General features: G+C 61.4%; 24 protein-coding genes and 1 tRNA gene. 11 read left to right on the plus strand and 14 right to left on the minus strand.

The window, feature by feature from the left end; all coding sequences use genetic code 11:
• Positions 1–6: 6 nt before the first annotated feature.
• Entirely contained in the window at positions 7–1560 is a 1554-nt protein-coding gene (locus ACXAHG_RS07265; RefSeq protein ID WP_475056581.1) for a phosphate ABC transporter substrate-binding/OmpA family protein, read from the plus strand.
• Between the two features lie 9 nt (positions 1561–1569).
• Here the strand turns inward: ACXAHG_RS07265 and radC are convergent, their stop codons facing one another.
• The 3 genes from radC to dnaK form a co-directional block, all read right to left on the minus strand.
• Complete coding sequence (radC, locus tag ACXAHG_RS07270) at positions 1570–2334, minus strand: RadC family protein (protein WP_475056582.1); 765 nt, start codon at positions 2332–2334, stop codon at positions 1570–1572.
• 336 nt (positions 2335–2670) lie between these two features.
• The gene (gene dnaJ, locus ACXAHG_RS07275; RefSeq protein ID WP_475056583.1) at positions 2671–3831 is read right to left on the minus strand and encodes a molecular chaperone DnaJ; all 1161 of its coding nucleotides are present in this window, start codon (positions 3829–3831) and stop codon (positions 2671–2673) included.
• Positions 3832–3909: 78 nt separating this feature from the next.
• The gene (gene dnaK / locus ACXAHG_RS07280) at positions 3910–5856 is read right to left on the minus strand and encodes a molecular chaperone DnaK (RefSeq protein WP_475056585.1); all 1947 of its coding nucleotides are present in this window, start codon (positions 5854–5856) and stop codon (positions 3910–3912) included.
• Positions 5857–6045: 189 nt separating this feature from the next.
• Between dnaK and ACXAHG_RS07285 the strand changes: the two genes are divergently transcribed.
• Positions 6046–6648 carry an alpha-ketoglutarate-dependent dioxygenase AlkB family protein gene (locus ACXAHG_RS07285; RefSeq protein WP_475056586.1) on the plus strand — a complete coding sequence of 201 codons (603 nt, stop codon included), beginning with the start codon at positions 6046–6048 and terminating at the stop codon, positions 6646–6648.
• Between the two features lie 76 nt (positions 6649–6724).
• Here the strand turns inward: ACXAHG_RS07285 and ACXAHG_RS07290 are convergent, their stop codons facing one another.
• Positions 6725–7546 (minus strand): ABC transporter permease, encoded by an 822-nt coding sequence (locus ACXAHG_RS07290; RefSeq protein WP_475040183.1) that lies wholly within the window; start codon positions 7544–7546, stop codon positions 6725–6727.
• A gap of 112 nt (positions 7547–7658) precedes the next feature.
• Here ACXAHG_RS07290 and cysQ point away from each other — a divergent pair, with 112 nt between their 5' ends.
• The 8 genes from cysQ to ACXAHG_RS07330 all read left to right on the plus strand — a co-directional run bounded on the left by cysQ (position 7659) and on the right by ACXAHG_RS07330 (position 16731).
• Complete coding sequence (gene cysQ, locus ACXAHG_RS07295; protein WP_475056587.1) at positions 7659–8456, plus strand: 3'(2'),5'-bisphosphate nucleotidase CysQ; 798 nt, start codon at positions 7659–7661, stop codon at positions 8454–8456.
• Positions 8456–9256: a 3-deoxy-manno-octulosonate cytidylyltransferase gene (locus tag ACXAHG_RS07300; RefSeq protein ID WP_475040185.1), complete on the plus strand. Its 801-nt coding sequence runs from the start codon at positions 8456–8458 to the stop codon at positions 9254–9256. The genes cysQ and ACXAHG_RS07300 overlap by 1 nt, the downstream gene beginning before the upstream one ends.
• Positions 9257–9430: 174 nt before the next feature.
• Positions 9431–10324 (plus strand): UTP--glucose-1-phosphate uridylyltransferase GalU, encoded by an 894-nt coding sequence (gene galU / locus ACXAHG_RS07305; RefSeq protein WP_475040186.1) that lies wholly within the window; start codon positions 9431–9433, stop codon positions 10322–10324.
• Positions 10325–10371: 47 nt separating this feature from the next.
• The gene (gene galE, locus ACXAHG_RS07310; protein WP_475040187.1) at positions 10372–11355 is read left to right on the plus strand and encodes a UDP-glucose 4-epimerase GalE; all 984 of its coding nucleotides are present in this window, start codon (positions 10372–10374) and stop codon (positions 11353–11355) included.
• Between the two features lie 2 nt (positions 11356–11357).
• Positions 11358–12398, plus strand: a complete 1041-nt coding sequence (locus ACXAHG_RS07315; RefSeq protein WP_475056588.1) for a glycosyltransferase family 2 protein — start codon at positions 11358–11360, stop codon at positions 12396–12398.
• Positions 12399–12604: 206 nt separating this feature from the next.
• The gene (locus tag ACXAHG_RS07320; RefSeq protein WP_475056647.1) at positions 12605–13591 is read left to right on the plus strand and encodes a glycosyltransferase family 2 protein; all 987 of its coding nucleotides are present in this window, start codon (positions 12605–12607) and stop codon (positions 13589–13591) included.
• Entirely contained in the window at positions 13588–15288 is a 1701-nt protein-coding gene (locus ACXAHG_RS07325; protein WP_475040189.1) for a DUF5927 domain-containing protein, read from the plus strand. Before ACXAHG_RS07320 ends, ACXAHG_RS07325 begins: the two co-directional genes overlap by 4 nt.
• A gap of 6 nt (positions 15289–15294) precedes the next feature.
• Positions 15295–16731 carry a sulfotransferase family 2 domain-containing protein gene (locus ACXAHG_RS07330; RefSeq protein WP_475056589.1) on the plus strand — a complete coding sequence of 479 codons (1437 nt, stop codon included), beginning with the start codon at positions 15295–15297 and terminating at the stop codon, positions 16729–16731.
• 92 nt (positions 16732–16823) lie between these two features.
• On the opposite strand, the gene ACXAHG_RS07335 is transcribed toward ACXAHG_RS07330, so the two are convergent.
• From ACXAHG_RS07335 to ACXAHG_RS07370, 8 genes are all read right to left on the minus strand, one after another.
• Positions 16824–17288, minus strand: coding sequence for a PTS sugar transporter subunit IIA (locus ACXAHG_RS07335; protein WP_475040191.1), 465 nt, complete (start codon positions 17286–17288; stop codon positions 16824–16826).
• A gap of 52 nt (positions 17289–17340) precedes the next feature.
• Positions 17341–17898 carry a ribosome hibernation-promoting factor, HPF/YfiA family gene (gene hpf / locus ACXAHG_RS07340; RefSeq protein WP_475040192.1) on the minus strand — a complete coding sequence of 186 codons (558 nt, stop codon included), beginning with the start codon at positions 17896–17898 and terminating at the stop codon, positions 17341–17343.
• Positions 17899–18170: 272 nt separating this feature from the next.
• Positions 18171–18929, minus strand: coding sequence for an LPS export ABC transporter ATP-binding protein (gene lptB / locus ACXAHG_RS07345; RefSeq protein ID WP_475040193.1), 759 nt, complete (start codon positions 18927–18929; stop codon positions 18171–18173).
• On the minus strand, positions 18929–19441 hold the full coding sequence (gene lptA / locus ACXAHG_RS07350; RefSeq protein WP_475040194.1) for a lipopolysaccharide transport periplasmic protein LptA: 513 nt from the start codon (positions 19439–19441) through the stop codon (positions 18929–18931). Before lptA ends, lptB begins: the two co-directional genes overlap by 1 nt.
• A 3-nt stretch (positions 19442–19444) precedes the next feature.
• Positions 19445–20044, minus strand: a complete 600-nt coding sequence (gene lptC / locus ACXAHG_RS07355) for an LPS export ABC transporter periplasmic protein LptC (RefSeq protein ID WP_475040195.1) — start codon at positions 20042–20044, stop codon at positions 19445–19447.
• A gap of 23 nt (positions 20045–20067) precedes the next feature.
• Positions 20068–21036, minus strand: coding sequence for a KpsF/GutQ family sugar-phosphate isomerase (locus ACXAHG_RS07360; RefSeq protein WP_475056590.1), 969 nt, complete (start codon positions 21034–21036; stop codon positions 20068–20070).
• Positions 21033–21647: a ribonuclease D gene (locus tag ACXAHG_RS07365; protein WP_475056591.1), complete on the minus strand. Its 615-nt coding sequence runs from the start codon at positions 21645–21647 to the stop codon at positions 21033–21035. The genes ACXAHG_RS07360 and ACXAHG_RS07365 overlap by 4 nt, the downstream gene beginning before the upstream one ends.
• A 160-nt stretch (positions 21648–21807) precedes the next feature.
• Positions 21808–21894: transfer RNA gene (locus ACXAHG_RS07370), tRNA-Leu, on the minus strand.
• Positions 21895–22111: 217 nt separating this feature from the next.
• Between ACXAHG_RS07370 and hemN the strand changes: the two genes are divergently transcribed.
• The gene (hemN, locus tag ACXAHG_RS07375; RefSeq protein WP_475040198.1) at positions 22112–23467 is read left to right on the plus strand and encodes an oxygen-independent coproporphyrinogen III oxidase; all 1356 of its coding nucleotides are present in this window, start codon (positions 22112–22114) and stop codon (positions 23465–23467) included.
• Positions 23468–23803: 336 nt separating this feature from the next.
• Here hemN and ACXAHG_RS07380 read toward each other — a convergent pair whose 3' ends face one another.
• Both ACXAHG_RS07380 and nirK read right to left on the minus strand, forming a co-directional pair.
• Positions 23804–24598 (minus strand): SUMF1/EgtB/PvdO family nonheme iron enzyme, encoded by a 795-nt coding sequence (locus ACXAHG_RS07380; RefSeq protein WP_475056593.1) that lies wholly within the window; start codon positions 24596–24598, stop codon positions 23804–23806.
• Between the two features lie 75 nt (positions 24599–24673).
• Positions 24674–25798, minus strand: a complete 1125-nt coding sequence (nirK, locus tag ACXAHG_RS07385; protein ID WP_475040200.1) for a copper-containing nitrite reductase — start codon at positions 25796–25798, stop codon at positions 24674–24676.
• Between the last annotated feature and the right edge of the window lie 227 nt (positions 25799–26025).

The raw sequence follows: 26025 nt of genomic DNA on the forward strand, positions 1-26025 counted from the left end.
ATCCCTATGTCTTTCCTTCGTGCGGCCGTTTGCGCCGCACTTTTTCTCGCAGCGCTGTCACGCGGGCTTGTAGCCCAGGATATCACTTTGTCTTCCCCGGATGGTGCGGTGGAGATCACCGGCACCCTGCTGGGGTTTGATGGAGAGTTCTACCGGGTGCAGACCCAATTTGGAGAGCTCACCGTGGACGGGTCGGGGGTTTCCTGCGATGGGCCCGGCTGCCCGAGCTTGTCCGGCTTTGTTGCAGAAGTGACCCTGGCCGGGTCAAGCACCATGTCCGAAGTGCTGCTTCCGGCGCTGATCGAAGGCTTTGCCCTCCGCAACGGCTATCAAACCAGACGGGAGACATTGCCGGGCGGGAACTTCAGCCATGTTCTCCTGCGCGGGCAAAAACCTACGGCGCGCTTTACCTTCATGGTCAGCAATACGGATGAAGGCTTTGCTGCCTTGATCGCGGATGAGGCGGACCTTGCCATGGCCTTGCGCGAGATCCGGCCGTTTGAGCGCAAGGCGGCGACGGCCGCGGGACTGGGCGATTTGACCGGGCCAGGACGAAGCCGTGTTCTGGCGCTTGATGCCTTTGTGCCTATCGTTGCGCCCAGCAATCCGGTCCGGGAGATTTCCCTGCCGGAACTTGCGGATGTGTTCTCAGGCACTATTACCAACTGGTCAGCGCTCGGAGGTCCTGACGCGCCAATATCCTTGCATATGCCGGTGGCTGGATCGGGGCTGGCCCAGGCTGTTGAGGACAAGCTGCTGGCGCCATTGGGCGATTCATTTTCGCAAGGAATTCATCGCCATGACCGCAGCAGCACGCTGGCCCGCCGGGTTTTGATCGATCCCTTTGCAATCGGTATTGCCAGCTTCGCTGAAAAAGGGTCAGCACGGATGCTGAGACTGACCGGCCCGTGCGGCTTTTCCCTGCAGGCCAGCCGCCGGGCGGTGAAGACAGAAGACTATCCGCTGACAGTGCCGATGTTCCTTTACTTGCCTGCCAGGCGTCTTCCGAAAGTTGCCAGGGACTTTCTGGCCTATATTCGCGGACCAGCGGCGCAAGCCGTAATCCGAAGGGCAGGTTTTGTGGATCAGTCTCCTGAACTGATCCCGGTGAACCGGCAGGGCAACCGTCTTGCCAATGCCGTTCTCGCAGCTGAAGATCAGTCCGGATTGGATGAGATCCAGCGGCTGGTAACTGTTCTGGGAGGGTTGCAGCGCCTGACTGTCTCCTTCCGGTTCGAACCGGGATCAGCGCGTCCGGATGCGCAGTCCCGCAGCAACATCGAGCAATTGGCCCGGGCTCTGGAAGCGGGGGAATACGATGCCAAAGAGCTTGTTTTTGCTGGGTTTTCAGACGGGGTCGGGCCAGCTGAGGGGAACCGGCAAATTGCTTTGAAACGGGCCAGTGCGGTGCGGAATGCGGTTATTCAATTGGCTGAAACCGCAGATGTGTCGCGCGTGCAAATCAGCGCGGAGGGGTTTGGGGAAGCCCTGCCGATGGCCTGTGACGACAGCGCCTGGGGCCGCCAGATCAACCGCAGGGTCGAGGTTTGGGTGCGCTAGCCGGGCGTGCTAGAGATACCCTTGTGCACGGAAGCTGAGCTCGGTGGATTTACCGATGATCAGATGGTCGTGCAGGGTGATTCCCAGGGCAGTGAGGGCGGCCTGAATCTGCTCGGTCATACTGATATCGCTGTCCGAGGGCGTGGGGTCGCCGGACGGGTGATTGTGTACTAAAATCAAGGCACTGGCGTTCAGTTCCAGGGCGCGTTTGGCAACCTCGCGGGGGTAGACCGGGACGTGGTCGACGGTGCCGCGGGCCTGTTCCTCGTCGGCGATCAGCACGTTCTTGCGGTCCAGGAACAGGATGCGGAACTGTTCGGTCTCGCGGTGGGCCATGGTGGTGTGGCAATAGTCCAATAGCGCGTCCCAGCTGGAGATCACCTGGCGCTGCATCACCCGGGCGCGGGCCATGCGGTGGGCGGCGGCCTCCAGCACTTTGAGGTCGGTGATGACCGCATCGCCAATGCCCTTTACTTGCGCCAGCCGATCCGGTGAGGCCGTCACCACGCGGTTAAAATCCCCAAAGGTATCAAGCAGTTGCCGCGCCAGGGGTTTGACGTCGCGGCGCGGGATGGAACGGAACAGGACCAGTTCCAGCAGCTCATAATCCGGCATCGCGGCGGCGCCGCCGGCCATGAAACGGTCGCGCAGGCGGGCGCGGTGGTCCTTGATGTAGGAGGGCAGGCGGCCAGCAGTCAGGGGCTGCGCCGGGGCTTCGTCGCTGCCCGGAAACAGCGGCAGGGAGACGTCCTGGAATGAGGGGTCCTGTGCCATGGTGCCATGGTGCCGCCATCATGGTTGAGGAAGTGTTAATGCGGGCTGCTCTGCGGCGGCAGCAAGGGGGTGTCTTGCGTGCACCCCCTGTACACCCCCTGTACACCGCCGCGGTGCAGCATGGGGCGTCTGGGCTGGGGATTGCGTAAAGGATGCGCAAAAGAAAAGCGCCCCGGATTGGGGGCGCTTTCGACCGAGTCGTTTGAAGCAATGTGCCGGGGCTCCGCCCGTTCGGCCCTGAAACCGTCCCCCGGACGGTTTCCTAGACGGCGCATTGCCGGGGCTCCGCCCGTTCGCAAGCGAAACGCTCCCCCGGAGCGTTTCCGGGGAGCTTGCTCACCCCTTCATCCCGTCCCAGAAGCTTTTCACGGATGAAAAGAAGCTGCGGGATTCGGGGTTGGTGTTTTCCTCGGAGATGTCCTCGAACTCGCGCAGAAGCTCCTTCTGGCGGGCGGTGAGGTTCACAGGGGTTTCCACCGCCAGCTCGATGAACATGTCGCCGGTGGCGCCGCCGCGGAGCGCGGGCATGCCCTTGCCGCGCAGGCGCATCTGGCGGCCGGACTGGCTGCCCTCGGGGATCTGCACCCGGCCGCGGCCGCCGTCGATGGTCGGCACCTCGATGGAGCCGCCAAGCGCAGCCTTGGACATGCTGACCGGAACCCGGCAGTAGAGGTTGTTGCCGTCGCGTTCGAACAGGGCGTGGGGGCCAACCTCGACAAAGATGTAGAGATCGCCCGGAGGGCCGCCGCGCAGGCCCGCTTCGCCTTCGCCTGCGAGGCGGATGCGGGTGCCGGTCTCAACCCCTGCCGGGATGTTCACTGACAGCGAGCGGTCTTTTTCCACCCGGCCGTGGCCGTGGCAGGATTTGCACGGGTTCTTGATGATCTGGCCCAGGCCCGAACAGGTCGGGCAGGTGCGTTCCACGGTAAAGAAACCCTGCTGCGCGCGGACCTTGCCCATGCCGGAGCAGGTCGGGCAGGTGGTGGGTTCCACGCCGCCCTCGGCCCCGGTGCCCTCACAGGAGGTACAGGAGACTGAGGTCGGAACCTTGATGGTCTTGTGCAGACCGCCAAAGGCATCCTCAAGCGAGACACGCAAGTTGTAGCGCAGGTCGGCACCGCGCGACGCCCGCTGCCGTCCGCCGCCGCCACGCTGGCCGCCCATGAAATCGCCGAACAGGTCGTCGAACACATCAGAGAAGGCGGAGGAAAAGTCGCCGCCGCCAAAGCCCTGGCCGCCACCGCCGCCGCGCTGGCCGCCGCCCATGCCGTTTTCAAAGGCAGCATGGCCAAAGCGGTCATAGGCCGCTTTTTTCTCGGCGTCCTTCAGGACGTCGTAAGCCTCATTGGCTTCCTTGAACTGCGCCTCGGCGTCCGGATTGTCCTTGTTCCGGTCGGGGTGCAGTTCCTTGGCTTTCTTGCGAAAGCCTTTTTTGATTTCGTCTGCGGTGGCGCCTTTGGCCACGCCCAGAACGTCGTAATAGTCACGTTTTGACATCGGTTACCCCATCTGCCTCAACGAAAATGGGCCGGTCCGGGGTTCGGACCGGCCCGCCGTGGCCTGAGTGGTCAGGCGTTAGCGCTTGTCGTTGTCCAGGTCTTCGAATTCGGCATCGACGATGTCGTCATCTGCCGGGCCTGCGGCTTCGTCAGCTGCTGCCGGCTCGTCGTCGCCGCCTTCTTCGGCCTGCGCCTTGTAGATCGCCTCGCCCAGTTTCATGGCGGCCTCAGTAACGTTCTGGATGCCGGATTTGATCTTTTCGGCGGTCGATTTCTCGTTTTCCAGATCGTCTTTCAGCGCCGCAACGGCCAGTTCGATCACTTCGACGGTGGACGGATCGACCTTGTCGCCGTGCTCCTCGACCGATTTCTCGGTGGAGTGGATCAGCGATTCGGCCTGGTTCTTGGCTTCGATCAGCTCGCGGCGTTCCTTGTCGGCTTCCGCGTTCTCCTCGGCGTCCTTGACCATCTTTTCGATGTCGTCGTCGGACAGACCGCCGGAGGCCTGGATGGTGATCTGCTGTTCCTTGCCGGTCGCCTTGTCCTTGGCGCCGACCGACACGATGCCGTTGGCGTCGATGTCAAAGGTCACTTCGATCTGCGGCATGCCGCGCGGTGCCGGCGGGATTTCCTCGAGGTTGAACTGGCCCAGCATCTTGTTGTCTGCGGCCATTTCACGCTCACCCTGGAACACGCGGATGGTCACGGCGTTCTGGTTGTCTTCCGCGGTCGAGAACACCTGCGACTTCTTGGTCGGGATGGTGGTGTTGCGGTCGATCAGGCGGGTGAAGACACCGCCCAGGGTTTCGATGCCGAGCGACAGCGGGGTCACGTCGAGCAGCACCACGTCCTTAACGTCGCCCTGCAGAACGCCGGCCTGGATGGCGGCGCCCATGGCAACCACTTCATCCGGGTTCACGCCCTTGTGCGGCTCCTTGCCGAAGAATTTGGTCACCTCGTCGATGACTTTGGGCATGCGGGTCATGCCGCCGACCAGGACCACCTCGTCAATGTCGGAAGCGGAGAGGCCCGCGTCCTTGAGGGCTGCCTTGCACGGGTCCATCGAGCGCTTGATCAGGTCGGAGACCAGGCTTTCCAGCTTGGCGCGGGTCAGCTTCATCACCATGTGCAGCGGCTGGCCCGAGGACGGGTCCATCGAGATGAACGGCTGGTTGATCTCGGTCTGCGAGGTGGAGGACAGTTCGATCTTGGCTTTCTCAGCGGCTTCTTTCAGGCGCTGCAGGGCCATCTTGTCCTTGGACAGATCGACGCCGTTTTCCTTTTTGAACTCATCCGCCAGGTAGTTGACGATGCGCATGTCGAAGTCTTCGCCGCCCAGGAAGGTGTCGCCGTTGGTCGACTTCACTTCGAACAGGCCGTCGTCGATTTCCAGGATGGTCACGTCGAAGGTGCCGCCGCCGAGGTCATAGACGGCGATGGTCTGGGTGTTTTCCTTGTCCAGGCCATAGGCCAGCGCAGCCGCGGTCGGCTCGTTGATGATGCGCAGCACTTCGAGGCCTGCGATCTTGCCGGCGTCTTTGGTGGCCTGACGCTGGGCGTCGTTGAAGTAGGCAGGCACGGTGATCACCGCCTGGGTGACTTCCTCGCCCAGGTAGGATTCCGCGGTTTCCTTCATCTTGCCCAGGGTGAAGGCGGAGATTTGCGACGGGGAGTATTTCTCACCCTTGGCTTCGACCCATGCGTCGCCGTTGCCGCCGTTGACGATGGCGAAGGGCACCATCTTCTTGTCTTTTTCGACGGCGGGGTCGTCGAACCGGCGGCCGATCAGGCGCTTGACGCCGAACACGGTGTTGTCGGGGTTGGTGACGGCCTGGCGTTTGGCGGGCTGGCCGACCAGGCGCTCGTCGTCGGTGAAGGCAACGATCGACGGGGTGGTGCGCGCGCCCTCGGCGTTTTCGATCACGCGGGGCTGGGAGCCGTCCATGATGGCCACGCAGGAGTTGGTGGTACCCAGGTCGATGCCGATAACTTTGCTCATTTGCGATCCCTTTTTACTACTCAAGGCGATTACCCGAGGCCTGAACCCGCAACGGCATCCTGGCCCCGATTGTTTTGCGGTTTGGTCTGCACCTTGCCGCGTCCCGGCGTATATAGGGACGTGAAAACGGCCCTGCAAGCGCCAGTGCACGCCCGGAGGCGTGAATCAATGCGCTTTTTTGCAAGGGGCTTGGTTAAGGATGGATGAACGGCAATGACCCTGCTGCGGGTGCGCGGATTTGATGTTCACAAGGGGTATCTGGATGCTGCCCGGCAGGCGGGGCTGATCGAGGCGCTGCGCCCGGTGCTGAAGGCGGCGCCGCTGTTTTCGCCGAAAGTCCGGGGCGGCGGGCAGATGTCGGTGCGGATGACCTCAGCCGGGCGGTTCGGCTGGTACTCGGATGCGGCGGGCTACCGCTATGCGGAACAGCACCCGGCGGGGCGGGACTGGCCTGCGATCCCGGAGGAGGTGCTGGAAATCTGGCGCGGGCTGACCGGGCTGGAACGGCAGCCGGAGTGCTGCCTGCTGAACTATTACGGCGAGGGGGCGAAGATGGGGCTGCATCAGGACAAGGATGAAGCGGATTTCTCCTTTCCGGTTGTCTCAATTTCGCTGGGCGACGACGGGCTGTTCCGGATCGGCAATCAGACCCGCGGAGGCAGGACAGAATCGGTCTGGCTTGGTTCGGGGGATGTGGTGGTGATGGGTGGCGAGGCGCGGCTTACCTATCACGGGGTGGACCGGATCCGGTTCCGGTCCTCCCGCCTGCTGCCGAAGGGCGGAAGAATCAACCTGACCCTGCGCGTGGTCACCTGACGCCGGCGGGGGCAAAAGTTTTACGGAAAACTTTTGCCACGACTTTTGCTGAAAAGTCTTGGGCCGGCACCCGGGGTCACCGGCGCGCGCTCCAGCTGATGGAGACCTGGCGGCGGGTGTAGAATTCGCCCATCAGCCCGATCACGATCAGCACAAGTGCCACCCAGGCCGCATACTGCCAGGAGCTGAAGTGCGGATTGTAGTTGATGAAGACAAAGCCGCGGGACTGGTCAATGCAATGGAACAGCGGGTTCCAGTCGAACATGGCCAGCATGAAGCTTGGCAGTGTGTTGGCGAGGAACATCTTGCCCGAGGCGATCATATTGGCGCGCTGGTAGATCATCGTCAGGATGCCGACCAGCCCGGGCGCCCAGGGTTTGAGGACAAGAAACACCAGTCCGACGGCTGCACCGGTTATCCAGGACAACAGGATCATGCCAAACGCGGGAATAGGCTCCTCAATGTGCAGGGGGGTAAAGGCGACGTGGTACACGAACAGAATGATGAACAGGGACAGCACCTGAATATACAGCGCGCCGAGCGCTGCGGACAGGATGGCCACCATCGTATTCATCGGGGCATGCTGCATCATCGGGCTGCTGGGGCCTTCGGCGCCTGAAACCGCACTGACCGTTTTGGTATGCACCATGAACAGGAAGACGCCTGACATCACATACAGGAGGAAGTCGCCCCGGATTGCGGCGCCTTTCAGCCCAAGCAGGGAAAACATGACATAGAAGGCAGCGACAAACAGGACCGCCTGCAGAATGTTCAGGCCAAGCGCGATGAAGGCATTGTTGTGTTTTGACCGCACGCTGCGCACGATCGAGTGGAACACCACTTCGCAAAGTGTGAGGAATCCGGAAAACGAGGATCGCTGCGTGCGCTGCTGAAACATGAGACCTGCATTCTCTGCTCGATTTTGATGCGGCTGCTTGCCGTTCTGTTGTCAGCGCATCATAAGGGGCGAGAGGCAAATTTTCAATTAAAGCCGTGTTAGGGAGATCCGCGTGACATATGAAGACCTGGTGCCCGTGATCCGCCGCCTGGCCATCGAGGCTGGCGCGAAGATTATGGAAATCTACAACGCCGACGATTTCGACGTTAAAGTGAAGTCTGACGACAGCCCGGTGACAGAAGCGGACGAGGCAGCGGATGCCCTGATCTCAGCCGGTCTGCGGGCGGCGTTCCCGGAGATGATGCTGGTCACGGAGGAGCAGGCGGCCTCGCACAAGGAGCGCGGCGATACCTTCCTGATCGTTGACCCGCTGGACGGCACCAAGGAGTTCATCCACCGCCGCGGCGACTTCACCGTGAACATCGCGCTGGTGGAAAATGGCGTTCCGACCCGCGGTGTGGTCTATGCGCCGGCCAAGCAGCGGATGTTCTTTACCCTGGCGGATGGCAGCGCAGTGGAGGAAACCGGAGCCTTTGATCCCGCAACCATCGGGGAAACCCGGCCAATCCGTGTGGCGCAGAGCGATAATTCCGCGCTGATGGTGGTGGCGTCGAAATCCCACCGCGACCAGGCCACCGACGATTATATCGGCAAATATGCTGTCAAAGACAGCAAGAGCGCCGGCTCCTCGCTGAAGTTCTGCCTGGTGGCCACCGGTGAGGCGGATCTGTATCCGCGGGTTGGCCGCACCATGGAGTGGGACACGGCCGCGGGCCACGCGGTGCTGGCCGGTGCCGGCGGCAAAGTGGTGCGTTTTGACGATCATTCCCCGTTGAAATACGGTAAGGAAGGCTATGCGAACCCGTTCTTCATTGCCTATGCTCCGGCTGTGGATCTAAAGAAAGCCTGATGTCAGTTCTGATCGTCATCCCCGCCCGCTACGCTTCTACCCGCTATCCCGGCAAGCCGCTGGTGCCGCTTGCCGGCAGCTCTGGTGAAGCGCGGACATTGATTGAGCGCTCCTGGCGGGCGGCTTGTTCGGTGCAAGGCGCAGACCGTGTTGTGGTTGCGACAGATGACGATCGCATCCGGCAGGCGGCGGAGGCCTTTGGCGCAGAGGTTGTGATGACGCCGGAAGCCTGCGCCAACGGAACCGAGCGCTGTGCGGAAGCGCACGCAGCGCTGGGCGGCGGATATGAAATAGTCGTGAATTTGCAAGGGGATGCGCCGCTGACTCCGCATTGGTTTGTGGAGGAGCTGATCTCGGGCTTGCGCGATGCTCCTGAGATGGGGCTGGCGACGCCGGTTTTGCGCTGCAACGGGGAAACGCTGAACAGTTTGCTGGCCGACCGGCAGGCCGGGCGCGTTGGCGGCACCACCGCGGTATTTGCCGAAGACCGCAGTGCGCTCTACTTCTCTAAGGAAGTGGTGCCTTATTGCGCGCAGACCTTTGGCGATGGCGAAAATACGCCGGTCTTTCACCATGTCGGCGTATATGCCTACCGCCCGGATGCATTGGCAGCATATTCTGGCTGGACAGTAGGGCCGCTTGAGAAACTGGAAGGGTTGGAGCAGCTCCGGTTCCTTGAAAATGGACAAAAGGTTCTATGTGTCGAAGTTGAGGCCCGCGGGCGTGAATTCTGGGAGCTCAACAATCCGGAAGACGTGCCGCGGCTGGAAGCGATGATGAAGAAGATGGGGCTTGAATAATCTGTGAAGCGTTGTGTGGGCTGGTGCAGGTGAAATCACACTGATGGGATGTGCCGGGGAAGCCTGGATACACCATTCCGAACTGGTGGGGACAGCCAGGCCGGCGGGACTTTGGTCTCTCCCGAGTGAGCGGGACTGCATAGCCGGACTGGGTTTTTAATTTGAGAGAACAACATGCGTAAAAAAGTAACGAAAGCGATTTTTCCGGTTGCAGGTATGGGGACGCGGTTCCTGCCGGCAACGAAATCCGTACCGAAAGAAATTATGACCTTGGTCGACCGGCCGCTGGTTCAATATGCCATCGACGAGGCGCGCGCGGCCGGAATCAAGGAATTCATCTTTGTCACCTCGCGCGGCAAGGGCGCTTTGGAAGATTATTTCGACCATTCGCCTGTGCTGGAGCAGGAACTGCGCAAGAAGGGCAAGACCGAGCTTCTGGACCTGCTGCAAAGCACCAATATGGAGTCGGGCGCGATTGCCTATATCCGCCAGCACAAGGCATTGGGCCTGGGGCATGCTGTTTGGTGCGCCCGCAGGCTGATCGCCAATGAACCCTTTGCGGTGATCCTGCCGGACGATGTGATTGCCGCGGAAAAGCCCTGCCTGCAGCAGATGGTCGAGGCCTACGAGGAAACCGGTGGAAATATGGTGGCAGCCATGGAAGTTCCGCCCGAAAAGACCTCTGCCTATGGTGTGCTCGATGTGAAGGAAGACATGGGGCAGGTGGTTGCTGCAAACGGCATGGTGGAAAAACCAAGTGCCGAGGAGGCGCCCTCGAACCTTGCGGTGATCGGACGCTATATTCTTTCTCCGTCGGTGCTGAAGAATTTGAACAAGATGAAACAGGGCGCGGGCGGCGAGATCCAGCTGACGGATGCCATTGCGGAAGATATCGCCAAGGACGTCCCGGTCTACGGCTACCGGTTCCGCGGCCAGCGGTTTGATTGCGGCTCCAAGGCCGGGTTCTTGCAGGCGACGGTCGCCTTTGCGCTGGCACGGGACGAATTGCGCGACGATCTGATGAACTATATCTCCGAGATTGCGCAGGTCGGAAAGGCCGCACAGTAACCACTCTGGCCGCGCTTAAGGGTGCGGCCCAGCATGGGGCAAAGACATTGGCAAATATCCTGGTGACCGGCGGTGCCGGCTATATCGGCTCGCACGCCTGCAAGGCGCTGAAAACGGCGGGCTATACGCCTGTGGCCTTCGATAATCTCGTGACCGGCTGGCAGGACGCGGTCAAGTTCGGCCCGTTTGAGAAGGGCGACCTGAGTGACCGTGCGCGCCTGGATGAGGTTTTCGCCAAATACCAGCCGGCCGCGGTGATGCATTTTGCAGCAATCAGCCAGGTTGGCGAGGCGATGACAATGCCCGGGCGCTACTGGGCCAATAACACTGGCGGGTCGCTGAACCTGATTGAGGCTGCAGTGGCGGCGGGCTGCCTGGACTTTGTGTTCTCCTCGACCTGCGCCACCTACGGCGAGCATGACAATGTGGTTCTGGATGAAAATACGCCGCAGCAGCCGCTGAACGCCTATGGCGCCTCCAAACGCGCGGTTGAGGATATCCTGAAGGATTTCGGCGCTGCGCATGGGCTGCGGTCGGTGATCTTCCGCTATTTCAACGTCGCGGGTGCCGATCCCGAGGCCGAGGTGGGCGAGTTCCACCGTCCCGAGACCCATCTGGTGCCGCTTGTGCTGGATGCGATTGCAGGCAAGCGCGATGCGCTGACCATCTTCGGGACGGATTATGACACGCCGGATGGCACCTGCATCCGCGACTATGTGCATGTCTGCGACCTGGTGGATGCACATGTGCTGGGGCTGAAATGGTTGCAGGACGGCAAAGGCAGCCAGGTTTTCAATCTGGGCACGGGGTCCGGGTTTTCGGTGCGCGAGGTAATGGACAAGGCCGAGGCCGTGACCGGGCAAAAAGTGCCCTGCAACACCGGTGAACGGCGGGAAGGGGATTGTACCAAACTGGTCTCAGGCTCGACGCGTGCCATTACTGATCTTGGCTGGAAGCCGCAGCGATCCACACTCGAAGTTATGATTGCTGATGCTTGGAAATGGCATAAGACCGGCCACTACGAGGCCTGATCATGTCCCGCGCCGCCGTTCCTGATCTGCCGCCGCCGGGTTTGACCGGTGCCTACAGGATGCGGTGGAAACGGCGGCGGATACTGTGGCGCGCCCTGCGGGCCAGGCGGCAGATGGCCAAGCTGGCAGACCGGACAGCGCATATTCCGGGGCAGGGTGTGCTGGTGTTCCTTGTTCTGCGCAACGAAGCCAGCCGTTTGCCCTATTTCCTGGACCATTACCGCCGCCTGGGTGCGGTGCATTTTCTGGCCGTGGACAACACGAGCGATGATGGCAGCGCCGAGCTGCTGGCGGAACAGCCCGATGTGTCGCTGTGGCAGACCGGTGGCAGCTACCGAGAGGCCCGGTTCGGCCTGGATTGGCTGGGCTGGCTCCTGATCCGCTATGGCCATGGGCGGTGGTGTCTGACCGTGGATGCGGATGAGCTGCTTGTTTACTCGGGCATGGATGAGCACGGCCTCGATCAGCTGACGCACAAGCTGGAGCAGCGCGGGCAGGACGGCCTTGGCACCCTGATGCTGGAACTCTTTCCCAAGGGGCCGCTGGGCACGCAAAGCTATTTTCCGGGGCAAGACCCCCGTGAGGTGCTGCCATGGTTTGATGCCGGCCCTTACAGAGCGCAGAGACAGCAGCCGGCGGGCAATCTGTGGGTGCAGGGGGGGGTCAGGGAAAGGGTCTTTTTCGCCAGCGCGCCAGAGCGGTCGCCGACCCTCAACAAGATCCCGCTGATCAGGTGGAACCGCCGTTTCGCCTATTTAAATTCGACGCACTCCCTGCTTCCGCCGCGGCTGAATGCGCTGTACAGCGGTCCGGGTGGCAGCGAGCTTTCCGGGGTGCTGCTTCATACGAAGTTCCTGCCGGAAATTGTTTCCAAGTCGGAAACGGAAAAGAGCAGGCGGCAGCACTTCCATACGCCGGAACAGTTTGACGGCTACTATGACCGGATTTCTGAAACCCCGGACTTGTGGCGCCCGGAAGCGGTCCGGTACCGTGATCATGAGCAATTGGCTGAGCTGGGGCTGATGCAGCCTATCGTTTGGTAATAGGGTCCTGACCCTAGGCGCCGAACGCGAGGAAATTGTTGCAGCCAGGCCGCCAGGCCGCGTAACTGTTTCTAAATTCATTGTTAATAGAATTGCGCCGTGACATATTGCGCGGAAGCTTGAGGCAGGCATTAAAACCTGGGCAGGTGAGCGCGCTCCCTGGAAAATGATTTGGAGTGAACGTGGGGCTTTGGGATTCTTACCGGATGCGGTTGCGGCGCAAGCGGCGCCTGATCCGTGCAGTGCGAAAATCCGGAGAGCTTACCCCCGTTCAGGATAACACGGCGGCGATTCGCCCAGGGGATATCCTGCTTGTGTGCACCATGCGCAATGAGCAGATCCGGCTGCCTTATTTTCTGCAATACTACCGCGGCCTGGGGGTCAATCATTTCCTGTTCGTTGACAATGGCTCAACGGATGGCAGTGCGGACTACCTGCGCGGGATGCAGGATGTTTCCCTGTGGCATACCACGGCCAGCTACAAGCGGGCAGGCTTTGGGATCGACTGGATGAACTACCTCAAGCGCAAATATGCGCATGACCATTGGGTGCTGGTGGTCGATCCGGATGAGTTCTTTATCTACCCGTTCTGCGACACGCGGCCGATCCGGGCGTTGACCGACTGGCTGGACAATTCGGCAATCCGAAGCTTCTCGGCGATGCTGATCGACGTTTACCCCAAGGGCCGCATTGGCGAGGTGCCGTATCAGGCCGGGCAAAACCCGCTGGACATTGCCCATTGGTTCGACAGCGGCAACTACACGATTACCCGCAATCAGGAATATGGAAACCTGTGGATCCAAGGGGGGCCGCGGGCCCGTGTGTTCTTTGCCGATCAGCCCAATAAGGCCCCGGCACTGAACAAGATCCCGCTGGTGAAATGGCACCGCCGCTATGCTTATGCCAGTTCAACCCATGCGCTGCTGCCGCGCGGTCTCAACCAGGTTTACGAAAGCGATGGCGGCGAAAAGGCAAGCGGCGCGCTGCTGCATACCAAGTTTCTGGATACGTTTGGCGCAAAGGCGCAAGAGGAGCTGGTGCGCGGCCAGCACTATGCCAGGTCCGCCGAGTACAAGGCCTATGCCGGCAAGCTGGCGGAGCAGCCGGAGCTGTGGTGCAAATGGAGCGAAAAATACATCAACTGGCGCCAGCTTGAAATTCTCGGCCTGATGTCCAAGGGAAACTGGGCATGAGCACGGTCGGGGTTGTCATGCTGGTGCATACGGCGCTGGAGCGCGCGGCGCAGGTGGTGCGCCATTGGACCGCCAGCGGCTGCCCGGTGGTGCTGCATGTGGACCGCAATGTCGGCAGCGAGGTTTTCAAGCGGTTCCAGGAGGCGCTGGCAGATGATCCGCTGGTGAGGTTTTCGGCACGCCACCGCTGCGAATGGGGCACCTGGGGCATTGTGGCGGCGTCGCAATCAGCGACCGAGGTAATGCTGGCGGAGTTCCCGGAGGTGCGCCATGTCTACCTTGCCTCCGGGTCCTGTTTGCCGCTGCGGCCTGTTCAGGAGCTGATTGACTATCTGGCGGCGCGCCCGCGCACCGATTTCATCGAAAGCGCGACAACGGCGGATGTGCCCTGGATCGTCGGCGGGTTGAGCCATGAGCGGTTCACGCTGCGGTTCCCGTTTTCGTGGAAACGGCGCCGCTATCTGTTTGACCGTTATGTGGATCTGCAGCGCAAGCTGCGTTTCAAGCGCCGGATTCCGCCTGGTCTGGTGCCGCATATGGGCAGCCAATGGTGGTGCCTGACCCGGCAGACCCTGTCGGCCATTCTGCAGGATCCGGAGCGGCCGGTTTATGACGCGTATTTCCGCAAGGTCTGGATTCCCGATGAAAGCTATTTCCAGACCTTGGTGCGGCAATATTCCAGCAGCATCGAAAGCCGCTCCTTGACGCTGAGCAAGTTCGATTTTCAGGGCAAGCCGCATATCTTCTACGACGACCACCTGCAGCTTTTGCGCCGGTCAGACTGTTTCGTGGCGCGCAAGATCTGGCCCCATGCGGAGCGGCTGTATCAAGCCTTTCTGACGGATCAGGCCGGGGCGATGAAGAAGACAGAGCCAAACCCCGGCAAGATCGACCGGATCTTTGCCAAGGCGGTTGAACGGCGCACCCGCGGCCGCCCCGGCCTTTATATGCAGAGCCGGTTTCCCGGGCACGGATCAGAGAACGGGATCACCTCCAGCCCCTATTCGGTGTTTCAGGGGTTTTCCGAACTGTTTGACGACTTTGAAACCTGGCTGGCCAAAACAACGGGGTCCCGGGTGCACGGGCATATCTTTGCACCGGAAGGCGCCGAGTTTTCGGAAGGCCAAAGCTTGATCAACGGCTGCTTGAACGGCAATGCCAAAGCCCGCGACTACAATCCGGAAAGTTTCCTCACCAGCCTGATTTGGAACACTCGCGGCGAACGCCAGTGCTTTCAATTCGGCCCGCGCGACAATCAGGCAGTGAACTGGCTGGTTGCCCGGGATTCCAATGCGCAGATTTCTGTCATCAGCGGCGCCTGGGCGGTGCCGCTGTTCAAGTCCAACCGCAACTTTGCAGAGCTGAGGCAGGAAGCTGCCAAGCTCCAGCAGGTCGAGGCTGAACAGTTGCAGGTCCTGCGCTCCCAGTGGACCAAGGCGAGGGTGCGGATCTGGACCATGGCGGAATTTGTTGAGGCCCCGATGGAGCCGATGCAGACCATCGTTGACGAGATTGGCCCGCTGGCAGCCAGGCATCTGAGCGAAGCGCCGAAAATGACGGACCTGGATGGCTTTGGCCAGTTCCTGCAGAATCTCAAGAACCAGGGCATGCACCCCTATCTCATGGGGGATTTCCCGGTGGGGCAAAGCCCGGTCAATCACACCAAGCCACAGCGCAAACCCTATCTGGTAAGATAAACTCCGATGTCTCGTTCGTCCTTCGACTACTTTACAGTCTTTGCTGAAATGCGCACTGGTTCCAATTTTCTGGAAACCAATTTGAATGCCTTTGACGGGATCGCCTGCCACGGCGAAGCCTTTAACCCGCATTTTATCGGCTATCCGAACAAAACGGATGTCCTGGGCATGACCCGGTCCATGCGGGAGGCTGATCCGGCACGGCTGATCCGTAAGATCAAAGAGGATCCCAGCGTGCTGGGAGGGTTTCGCTACTTTCATGACCATGATCCGCGGGTTCTGGACCAAATCCTGGAGGACCCGCGCTGCGCCAAGATTATCCTGACCCGCAATCCGCTGGACAGCTATGTGTCCTGGAAGATCGCCAAGGAAACCGGGCAATGGAAGCTGACCAATGTAAAACGGCGCAAGGATGCCAAGGCGCGGTTTGAGGCGGCGGAGTTTGCCGCCCATGTGGAAGCGCTTCAGGATTTCCAGGTCACATTGCTGAACCGTCTTCAGGCGCTGGGGCAGACGGCCTTTTATGTGGCATACGAGGATTTGCAGAGCCTGGAGGTCATGAACGGGCTGGCCAGCTGGCTGGGCTGTACCCAGCAGCTGGAGGCGCTGGATGACAGTCTCAAGCGCCAGAACCCGGCACCGGTTTTGGCGAAGGTCGCCAATCCGGATGAAATGCAGGAAGCGCTTTCGGGACTGGACAGATTCAACCTGACCCGCACCCCGAATTTCGAGCCGCGCCGCGGGCCGGCCGTGCCTGGCTATGTGGCCGGGGTGGTGACACCATTGCTGTACCTGCCTCTGAAAGGCGGCCCCGAAGCGGAGGTCACGGCGTGGATGGCCGGGCTGGACCGCGTGCAGCCGGAGGGGCTGATCCAGGGCATGAACCAGAAGCAGCTGCGCCAGTGGAAGCGCGGCAACAAGGGGTTTCGGAGTTTCACCGTTTTGCGCCATCCGGCGGCGCGGGTGCATTCGGTCTTCTGCCGCCGCATTCTCAACGCAGGTGAAGGCAGCTACCGGGCCATTCGCAGCACTTTGCAGCGCCAGTTCGGCCTGGCATTGCCGGAAAACGGCCCCGGCGAGGGGTACTCCAAGGCACAGCACAGGGAGGCTTTTGCCGGCTTTCTGTCGTTCCTTAAGGCCAATCTTGCGGGGCAGACCTCAATCCGGGTTGATGCCGAATGGGCCAGCCAGAGTCAGGCGTTGGCAGGGTTTTCCGAATTGGCGACCCCGGATCTGTTGATCCGGGAGGCGGAGATGTCCGAAGATCTCCCGGCTTTGGCCAAGAAGCTGGGGCGGATGGAGCCAGGCCCGGTTGCGGCCGCGGCACCGGACGTTCCGTTTTCCTTGGCGGATATCTATGACGCAGAGCTGGAGGCGCTGATCGCGCAGATCTATCAGCGCGATTATCTGGCCTTTGGATTTGGGCCCTGGCAAGACGTTTGATCCAGCGGTCAGGCAGCCGGAGGCCCAGCTGCAGGCGTCAGCAGGGAGCGGCGGCGTCTAAGGCAGCTGGCAGCCGCGAGGCCGGCAGCTTCTTAAGCGGCTTGGACCGATTGGTCCTCTGTCAGGATGGTATAAAGGGTGGCCGGGTCGTGGTTGGCACGCAGCTTGGTGCAAAAACTTTGCTCTCGCAGGGTGCGGGACACCAGTGCCAGTGCCTTCAGGTGCTCCACCCCGGCGTCCTCTGGTGCAAAGAGTGCAAAGGCGATATCCACGGGCTGGCGGTCCACTGCGCCGAAGTCCAGCGGCTTTTCCAGAACGAGAAAGACACCGCTGACCTGGCTGATACTGTCCAGCCGGGCATGCGGCAGCGCAACACCGTGCCCCACGCCCGTCGGGCCGAGGCTTTCACGGTCCAAGAGCGCCTCGACGGTGGCTTGGGCGTCCAGCCCATAGGCGGATTGAGCGATATCCGAGATTTCCTGAAACAAGCGCTTCTTGCTTGAGGCCGCACCGATAACCCGGACGGCCTCTGGCTTGAGGATGCTGGAAATCTGCATTTCTTCTGCTCCGTTCCGGCGCCCCCTGGGGGCGCCGATGCCTTAGTTGTGTTTACGGATCGATCCAGCCGATGTTGCCGTCGTCGCGGCGGTAGACCACATTCAATCCGTCTTTGCCTTCATTGCGGAAGACCAGAACCGGTGCGCCTGCCAGCTCCATCTGCATCACCGCCTCGCCAACTGAGAGGGACGGGATGCGGGTCTCCATTTCGGCGACGATGATCGGCTGCAGCGAGTCTGGTTCGGTTTCCGCTTCCTCAGAGGCGAGGATATACGAGTTGGCGCCCAGATGTTCAACCGGCTCGCTGCGGTCCTTGTGATGGTCCTTCAGGCGGCGCTTGTAGCGGCGCAGCTGCTTTTCCATCTTTTCGCAGCAGCCCTCAAACGCGGCGTAAATCTCCGTTGCGTGCGCCTTGGCCTGGGCGGTCAGCCCGGTGGACAGGTGCACGGTGGTTTCACACACATATTCATGCGCCGAACGGGAAAAGACCACGGCAGCGTCGGTCGGTCGTTCGGCATATTTTTGAACAACCGAACCCAGCTCAGTCTGCACATGTGTTTGCAGAGCTTCGCCGATGTCGATCTGTTTACCGCTGATTTTGTAACGCATGTGATCTCCTTCACGAATTATTGCGGCCGGGCTTGCTGCCAAGGCAATCCTTGGCAGTGTCACGTCAAGTCCGGATCCGGGGGGCAGGCAAAGCATCCGGTTGCATCCGTCCGGCCCTTGTCACCAAGGCTGCTAAGCGGAATGCATCGGTCTGCGCGTATGCCATGGGTCAATTCCACGGCAAGTGGGCGGGAGAGTCAATGCATAACCCTGAAAAAAGAATCATGCGTTTCAGGCAGATTTTTCCGGTCTCAGGCGAGCGGCAGACGGGGTCAGGAAATGCGGAAATTATCGCCCAGGTAGACCCGGCGCACGTTTTCGTTTTCCACCACTTCCTCGGGGCTGCCGGACATCAGGACCTGGCCGTCGTGCAGGATATAGGCGCGGTCAACAATCTCGAGCGTTTCGCGCACATTGTGGTCGGTGATCAGCACCCCGATGCCGCGTTTTTTGAGGTCCGCCACCAGGTGGCGGATATCGCCGACCGAAATCGGGTCGACGCCTGCGAAAGGTTCGTCCAGCAGCAGGTATTTCGGATCGGCGGCCAGGCAGCGGGCGATTTCGACCCGGCGGCGTTCGCCGCCTGACAGCGCCAGGGCGGGGGCGCGGCGCAGGTGTTCGATCGAGAAATCGGACAGCAGCTCTTCCAGCCGTTCGCGGCGTTTGTGCTCGTGTTTTTGCGAGATATCCAGAACGGCAGAGATGTTGTCCTCGACCGACAGGCCGCGGAAAATCGACATTTCCTGCGGCAGGTAGCCGATTCCCAGCCGTGCGCGGCGGTACATAGGCAGGCCTGTTACATTCTGGCCGTCGATGCTGACGGTGCCGGCCTCGGGAAACACCAGGCCCGCAATGGCGTAAAAGCTGGTGGTCTTGCCAGAGCCGTTCGGACCCAGCAGCGCCACCACCTCGCCGCGGTTCAGCGACATGGAGACGTCCCGGATCACAACCCGCTTGCGGTAGGACTTGCGCAGCCTTTCGATATGCAGCCCGGAGGAGCCTTCGGTCACTGTCAGATTGGGTTTCGCCATCAGTTGCCGCCGCCGCTGGGGTTCAGAATGGTTTTCACCCGGCCTGCCATTTTGGCGGTGCCGGAGGTCAGGTTCACTTCCAGCCGGTTGGAGGCCAAGGTGCCGCTTTCCTGATTGAGCAGCACGTTGCCGGTCATCACGATGGTGCCCTGATCGATGGTGTATTCAGCGCGCTGCGCTTCGGCGGCGTCAGGACCGCTGACCAGCACGACATTTCCAGTGGCTTCCAGCCGCTCAATGCCTGCTTTGGCGTTATCCTCTGCTGCGGTCTTGTAGATCACCAGAACCTTGTCTGCCGACAGGCGCATTATTCCCTGCACGATCAGCACATTGCCGGTGAATTCAGCAGATCCGTCTGCCTGGTTCACAGCCAGGTTGTCGGCTGTCACCTCAACCGGCTGGCTGGGATCCGCCTTCACTGCACCAAAGGCAACGGATGCTGTCTGCGATGCCGCCAAGCCGGGAAACACGGCCAGCGGCAGGCAAAAAATCAATGCGCGCAAATAAGACACAGGTTATCTTTCTGGTTTCTGGGGATCATATAGCAGCTTCACCCCGTTTTTGAACAGCATATGGACCGGCCCGCCTTCGGTTTTTGCTCCGATCCGCATATTACCAGCGGTCAGCTCGCCGATTGCGCCGGTTGCGCGCACGGGACCCGGACTGTCGGCTTCCAGCCCGCTGAGTTCGGTGTTCAGCTCGTCGGTTTCGACGACCAGCCCGTCTGAAGAGGTGATGGTCACATTGCCGGTGAATTGCGCAGTGTTCCTGCCGGGGCGGATCGAGCCGGTTTCCGAGGCAAGTGTGATCCGGCCGCCTTGGGCCAGTCTGATCTCAGCGGACAGGCTGGTCGCCACCGCTGGCGCACCGTCGCCCCCGGGACGGGCAAGTTCGGCCGTGACCATGATTTCGTCCCCCTGCGCATTGGTGCCGGAAAAGAAGGGCGCGGTAACCTGCTGGCCTTTCATCCGGTCCTCGATTTCCTTCTGCGCGAAAGGGATAACCGCTTCGGTGTTTACGCCGCGGGAAATCAGGAACAGGGTCGACAGCAAAACGAGGGCCGCCAAAGGCAGCAAAACCTTGAGGTAGGCGACGGCTCTGGAGTAGCTGTCCATGCTTTGCTCCTGCCAGACGGTTGTCAGCCCAGGCCTGCGCGCAGGCAATCGTGGATGTGCAGCAAGCCCTCGGCTTTCCGCCCGTTTTGCGGATCGACCACAAACAAACAGGTGATCTTGCGCTGGTTCATTATGGCAACGGCCTCCTGCGCCATGGCGCCAGGAGCGATGGTAGCCGGGCTTGCGGTCATCACTTCGGCCGCGGCTTTGTCCAGAAGGCCGTCCATGTGGCGGCGCAGATCGCCGTCGGTGATGATGCCGGCCAGGGAGCCGTCCGCGGCGGCAACACCTGCGACGCCGAAACCCTTTTGGCTGATTTCGATCAGAGCGTCGGCCATTGGCGTGGCTTCGGAGACCAGCGGCAGGGCATCGTCGGCATGCATCAGGTCGCGCACCTTGCTAAGCTGGGCGCCCAGCTTGCCGCCTGGGTGGAAGTCGCGGAAGTTCTCCGGGCGGAAATCGCGGTGTTTCATCAGCGCAATCGCCAGCGCGTCGCCCATCGCCAGCGTCAGCGTGGTGGAGATCGACGGCACCATGCCAAAGCCGCAGGCCTCACCCATCGCGGGGATCTGCAGATGCACGTCGGCCTGTTTCATCAGCGTGCTGTCCATCTTGCTGGACAGCCCGATCAGCGGGATGGCAAAGCGGCGGGTGAAGGCCAGCAGATTGGCCAGTTCCGGCGCCTCGCCCGAGTTGGAGATCGCCAGCACCACGTCGCCCTCAGACAGCATGCCAAGGTCGCCGTGGCTGGCCTCGGCCGGGTGCACGAAATAGGCCGGCGTGCCGGTGGAGGCCAGCGTCGCAGCGATCTTGTGGCCGATATGGCCGGATTTGCCGATGCCGCTGACGATGATGCGGCCCTTGGCCTGCAGGATCAGCTGCACGGCTTCGGCGAAACGCTCATCCAGCCCTGCGGCCAGAGCTTCCAGTGCCTTGGCCTCATCGGTGATCACCTGCCGGGCGGTGACGAGGAATTTTTCAGTATCGGTCATGAGTGGGCAAAGATGTCCGTTTCGGGCCAGCCGGCCAGGTCCAGCTTGGCGCGCGTGGGGAGGAAATCAAAACAGGCCTGGGCCATTTCGGTGCGGCCCTCGCGGGCAAGGCGTTTATCCAGTGCGTCGCGCAGCTTGTGCAAGTGCAAGACGTCAGAAGCCGCGTAGTCGAGCTGCGCGTCGGTCAGTTCTTCGGCGCCCCAGTCGCTCATCTGCTGCTGCTTGGAGATGTCGATGCCCAAGAGTTCCTGAGTCAGGTTCTTGAGGCCGTGGCGGTCGGTATAGGTGCGCACCAGGCGGCTGGCGATCTTGGTGCAGTAGACCGGCGCGGCCAGGCTGCCAAAGGCGTGGTGCATCGCGGCGATGTCAAAGCGGCCGAAATGGAAGATCTTCAGCACATTGGGGTCTTCCAGCATCCGGCAAAGGTTGGGTGCTGCAGTCTGGCCCTTTTCCACCTGCACGATATGGGCATTGCCGTCACCGCCCGACATCTGAATCACGCAGAGCCGGTCGCGGTGCGGATTCAGTCCCATGGTTTCGCAGTCGATGGCAACAATGGGCCCAAGGTCCAGCCCGTCAGGCAGGTCGTTCTTATACAGATGGTTTGCCACAGGAGTTCCCTTTTGATGATCACCGCGCCGGCAGGTGCTGGAGTGGAAATAGGGGCTTTGGCAGCCAAACTCAACTGCAGCAGGGGATGCTGGTTTACAAACCGCATTTCCTGGGCCCCGCCATTAGCGAAGCATCCCTGTTTTTTGCAATCTTGAGGAATGGTGCCCAGGAGAGGACTCGAACCTCCACGTCCATACGGACACTAGCACCTGAAGCTAGCGCGTCTACCAATTCCGCCACCTGGGCAGGTGTCGTGAGACCGGCGTATAAGCGGAGTCGCAGGCAGCGTCAAATGGAAAATATGGGTCTTGGGCGATTTTCTGAGCAACCGCCCGGGGGACGGTTTTCCATTGTAAATCCAGCGTGTTGACGGAAGTACCGTGATTTTTGCGATTCCAGATTTCAGTGCGCTGGTTTGATCCTGCGCAAAGTGGAGATTTTGCAAAAGGGGCATAGGAAAGTCATGAAACAGATTGACCGCCTCCAAGCCCTTGGGCTGTTCGACAGCCGGGTGCCCCGCTATACCTCTTATCCGACCGCGCCGGTATTTTCCGCAGCCGTTGGCGCTGCGGAACAGGCCCGCGAGCTGCAGGCGCTGGATCCGGATGTGCCGGTCTCCGTCTACCTGCACATCCCGTTCTGCGAGCGGCTGTGCTGGTTCTGCGCCTGCCGCACGCAAGGCACCCAGACGCTGAGCCCGGTAGAGAGTTATATCGGCACGCTGGAGCAGGAGCTGAAGCTGGTGGCGCCGCTGTTGCCCAAAGGCTTGCGGATGGGGCGGATGCATTGGGGCGGCGGTACCCCGACCATCCTGCCGCCCGCATTGATCCACCGGCTGGCCCAGGCTGTAAAGGCTGTGTTCCCGCATACGCAGGACTGGGAGTTCTCGGTAGAGATCGACCCGACCATGGTGGACCGGGACAAGATTGCGGCACTGGCGGCAGAAGGTATGAACCGGGCCAGTATCGGTATTCAGGATTTCGATCCGCTGGTGCAGCAGGCGATCGGCCGGGCGCAGCCGTTTGATGTGACGAAGGCCTGTGTAGAGGACTTGCGGGCAGCGGGGATCAACTCTTTGAACGCTGATCTGGTCTATGGGCTGCCGCATCAGACACAGGCGCGGATGGCGGACACAGTGGCGAAAGTGCTGAGCCTGGAGCCTGACCGGCTGGCGCTGTTCGGCTATGCACATGTGCCCTGGGTCGCCAAGCGGCAGAAGCTGATCAAGGAAGAGACGCTGCCTGACGATCTGGCCCGCTATCATCTGGCCGGGCTGGCGGCAGAGAAATTCGCCGAGGCGGGGTTTGCGGCTATTGGTATCGACCATTTCGCCAAACCCGGTGACGGGCTGGAGGTGGCGGCCCGCACTGGCCATCTGCGCCGGAACTTCCAGGGTTACACGGACGACACCTGCCCGGCCCTGATCGGCTTTGGCGCTTCTTCGATCTCCAGGTTTGCCGGAGGCTACATCCAGAACGCCGCCGCAACACCCGCCTATGTGCAGCGGGTCGAGGCCGGGCAGCTGGCTGGCGCACGCGGCCATGTGATGAGCCAGGAAGACCTGTTGCGCAGCCGTGCCATCGAAATGCTGATGTGCGGGTTCCGGCTCGACAGGGCTGAGCTGCAGCGGCGTTTTGGCGGATTGGCGGCAACATTGGATGCGGATCTGGCGCAGATTGCGGCCCGCTTCGGCGATCTGGTGCGCCTGGATGCAGAGGCGCTGACGATTTTGCCCGGAGGCCGTCCGCTGACCCGGATCATCGCCAGCTGCTTTGACGCGCATGTGCCCGAGGGCGTGCGCTACAGCCGGGCGTCCTGATCCGGTAACAAGGTGCTCCCAACTGAAAAGGGCCTCCTGAGGGAGGCCCTTTTCAGTTGGGCGCGGCGCTGTGCTGATGCACAGCGCGGCCGCCGCCCGTATCACCGGATCCCGCTCGCGGGCACCGGGGCCGGACCCAGGGGTGCAGCGGCGGCCGGGTGAGGTTTGCATTCGAGGCGGGGAAGGCAGGCCAAAGGGCTGAAGGGCTGTTTCAGGCAGGCTTCGTTCAATGTCATAGACGGGACAGGCAGCGCAGCTGCCGGGCCCAAGGCCGCCAAGGGGCGCCGGCGCAGCCGGAGCCCCTGCGGGCGCGGGAGTGCTCCGGCCGCGGTTTTGTCAGCCGTCCTTCACCAGCCTGAACCCCAGGTAATCCGGAGGCAGTCCGACGGCACAGCCGCCAACGCTGGCGTCGCGGATAAAGTCGATCACCACTGCTCTGTGCCGGCCGCCAGTGATGCGGGCGCTGCAATAGGGGTCGCCAAGCGCAAGGCTGCCGTCCTTCTGCACCTCGCCGTTTTGCATACAGCCGCCGGTCCACTCCCAGATGTTGCCGCCAAGCCCGGTAAGGCCGTTGCTGTTGGCGCCGGGCTCGCTTTTGGGATCCTGTGCGGGTCCTGGCAAGCCGCGCAGGGTGACACCCCGGGCGTATTGGCGCAGCCAGCGCTGAGCGGGATCGCCGTTATCTGCTTCGACCGCCTCATCGCCAAAGATTTCTGCTGCAGCGAGTTGCCATTCTGCTTCGTCCGGCAGCCGCCAGCTATGCCCTGTCTCCTTGGAATACCACTGAGCGTAGGCGGTGGCATCGTGCCAGCTTACGTGGGTTTGCGGCAGGCTGCTTTCTGCTGGGGTGCGGTCTGCCTGCTTGCAAGCCCCCGCTGCCACACAAGCGGAGTAATCTGCAGCGGAGACCTGATGCTTCATGATCTCAAAGCTGGCGACATGGCGTTGCTGTTCCGGCGGCACCACGGTTTTGCCATTGCGGTGAAAGTTCCCGATCGGACGGTAGGGAATAGTGTCTGCTGCTACGAATACGGTGGCGGCCAGTGGTGCCGGATCCTTGACCGTAGAAAACCATAGGCCCGGAATGCCAATGGCGGCGGCCAGCCCGGCGGCAATCAGTTCCACTTTCATTTCAGCATCCCTTCATGGCAAAACGGGCGGCCGCAGTATGCAGCCGCCCTGTCCAGTTTCTGCTCCGGCTGAAGATCAGGAGCCGGAGTATTCGGTCGGGGCGACCACCTGTTCCATCAGGTCGTTATTCCACTCGCCTTCGACCACCACGTGCGCGGTTGCGCCGAGGTTGACCGCTTCGATCAGGTTGTGGTTCACGTAGGCATAGACGCCCGGCTGCAGGAACTCATAGAGCGCTGCCCCGGCAGAGCCGCCGCGGATGAACCAGGTTTCCAGATCGCGGTCCGGCACGTTGTTGAATTTGCCGGCTTCCCAGACCAGGTCGCCGTGGCCGCCGATCAGGTGCGGGCGGCTGTCGCGGTTGGCCTGGCTGTGGACAAACAGCACTTTCTCGCCCTGCTTTGCCTTCATGGCGTTTTCACCAGTGAGAGCACCCACTGCGCCGTTGAATACCACATGGCTGGGGATCAGGCCGTTCATGACTTCCAGTGTGTCCGGATAGCTTTCGCCGACGTCTTCATAGCGGATGTAGTCGCCGTTTTCGTCCTTTGGAATGTAGAACTCGTTTTCGCCGATGTAGTAGACGCGGTCGTATTTCACCGGATCGCCATTGTGGTCCGACAACCCTTCGCGCGGCAGCACCATGATGGTGCCGGCCATGCCCGAGGCGACGTGCCAGGGGATCATGGGGCCGCCCGGCGCGCAGTGGTAGACAAAGGTGCCGGGGCGGGTTGCTTTGAAACGCAGCACCGTTTTTTCGCCCGGGTTCACCAGGGTCAGCGCGCCGCCGCCCAAGGCGCCGGTTGCAGCGTGGAAGTCGATATTGTGCTGCAGCATGTTTTCCGGCGGGTTGATCAGGGTCAGTTCGACATAGTCGCCCTCATGCACCACCATCATCGGCCCGGGAATGGAGCCGTCAAAGGTCATGCCCTGCAGGTAAGCGCCCTGATCGACCTCGATTTCCTTTTCGACGATCTTCATTTCGAATTCGACGATCCGGGGTTCCCCCGGTGCCACCTGTTCGTGCTCATGCACGAAGGGCGGGGCGACCAGCTCGCGCTTGATGCGCTGCAGGCTCGACAGGTCCACTGGCGCAGCGGATTCGTGAACGGTGGTGCTTTCGGCCTTGGCGGCTTTGGCAAGCACAGGCAGCGCTGCTACGCCGGCTGCCCCCATCAGTGCGGCTCTGCGGGTCAGCATGATATTCTCCTTTCGGTGTCTCAAATGCTGTGTTGCCCGGACTTTAGACGCACCACCGGCACCGGATATTGCACTTGATCAACCTTCGGATAGGTTTCTCGATGTCGAGATAAGAGGTTTTTCAAATGCAGGATTTGGGGTTGAGGCCATGAGACGCGCGGCAGGTTCTGCCTGAAACCTGGGTGCCGGGCGGCGGAACTGCCGGCAAATTTAATTGTTAAGCCCGG

It is taken from the genome of Leisingera sp. ABD4_442 (genome assembly GCF_056160905.1).

Excerpts from the sequence above, each read along its gene's own strand:
- ACXAHG_RS07265 (WP_475056581.1), top strand. The coding sequence starts at position 7 with ATGTCTTTCCTTCGTGCGGCCGTTTGCGCCGCACTTTTTCTCGCAGCG.
- ACXAHG_RS07335 (WP_475040191.1), bottom strand. The coding sequence starts at position 17,288 with ATGCAGATTTCCAGCATCCTCAAGCCAGAGGCCGTCCGGGTTATCGGT.
- radC (WP_475056582.1), bottom strand. The coding sequence starts at position 2,334 with ATGGCACAGGACCCCTCATTCCAGGACGTCTCCCTGCCGCTGTTTCCG.
- ACXAHG_RS07300 (WP_475040185.1), top strand. The coding sequence starts at position 8,456 with ATGTCAGTTCTGATCGTCATCCCCGCCCGCTACGCTTCTACCCGCTAT.
- ACXAHG_RS07290 (WP_475040183.1), bottom strand. The coding sequence starts at position 7,546 with ATGTTTCAGCAGCGCACGCAGCGATCCTCGTTTTCCGGATTCCTCACA.
- lptC (WP_475040195.1), bottom strand. The coding sequence starts at position 20,044 with ATGGACAGCTACTCCAGAGCCGTCGCCTACCTCAAGGTTTTGCTGCCT.
- nirK (WP_475040200.1), bottom strand. The coding sequence starts at position 25,798 with ATGCTGACCCGCAGAGCCGCACTGATGGGGGCAGCCGGCGTAGCAGCG.
- hpf (WP_475040192.1), bottom strand. The coding sequence starts at position 17,898 with ATGCGTTACAAAATCAGCGGTAAACAGATCGACATCGGCGAAGCTCTG.
- ACXAHG_RS07285 (WP_475056586.1), top strand. The coding sequence starts at position 6,046 with ATGACCCTGCTGCGGGTGCGCGGATTTGATGTTCACAAGGGGTATCTG.
- dnaJ (WP_475056583.1), bottom strand. The coding sequence starts at position 3,831 with ATGTCAAAACGTGACTATTACGACGTTCTGGGCGTGGCCAAAGGCGCC.
- ACXAHG_RS07320 (WP_475056647.1), top strand. The coding sequence starts at position 12,605 with ATGCGGTTGCGGCGCAAGCGGCGCCTGATCCGTGCAGTGCGAAAATCC.
- lptB (WP_475040193.1), bottom strand. The coding sequence starts at position 18,929 with ATGGCGAAACCCAATCTGACAGTGACCGAAGGCTCCTCCGGGCTGCAT.
- ACXAHG_RS07325 (WP_475040189.1), top strand. The coding sequence starts at position 13,588 with ATGAGCACGGTCGGGGTTGTCATGCTGGTGCATACGGCGCTGGAGCGC.
- galU (WP_475040186.1), top strand. The coding sequence starts at position 9,431 with ATGCGTAAAAAAGTAACGAAAGCGATTTTTCCGGTTGCAGGTATGGGG.
- ACXAHG_RS07315 (WP_475056588.1), top strand. The coding sequence starts at position 11,358 with ATGTCCCGCGCCGCCGTTCCTGATCTGCCGCCGCCGGGTTTGACCGGT.
- ACXAHG_RS07380 (WP_475056593.1), bottom strand. The coding sequence starts at position 24,598 with ATGAAAGTGGAACTGATTGCCGCCGGGCTGGCCGCCGCCATTGGCATT.
- hemN (WP_475040198.1), top strand. The coding sequence starts at position 22,112 with ATGAAACAGATTGACCGCCTCCAAGCCCTTGGGCTGTTCGACAGCCGG.
- ACXAHG_RS07330 (WP_475056589.1), top strand. The coding sequence starts at position 15,295 with ATGTCTCGTTCGTCCTTCGACTACTTTACAGTCTTTGCTGAAATGCGC.
- ACXAHG_RS07360 (WP_475056590.1), bottom strand. The coding sequence starts at position 21,036 with ATGACCGATACTGAAAAATTCCTCGTCACCGCCCGGCAGGTGATCACC.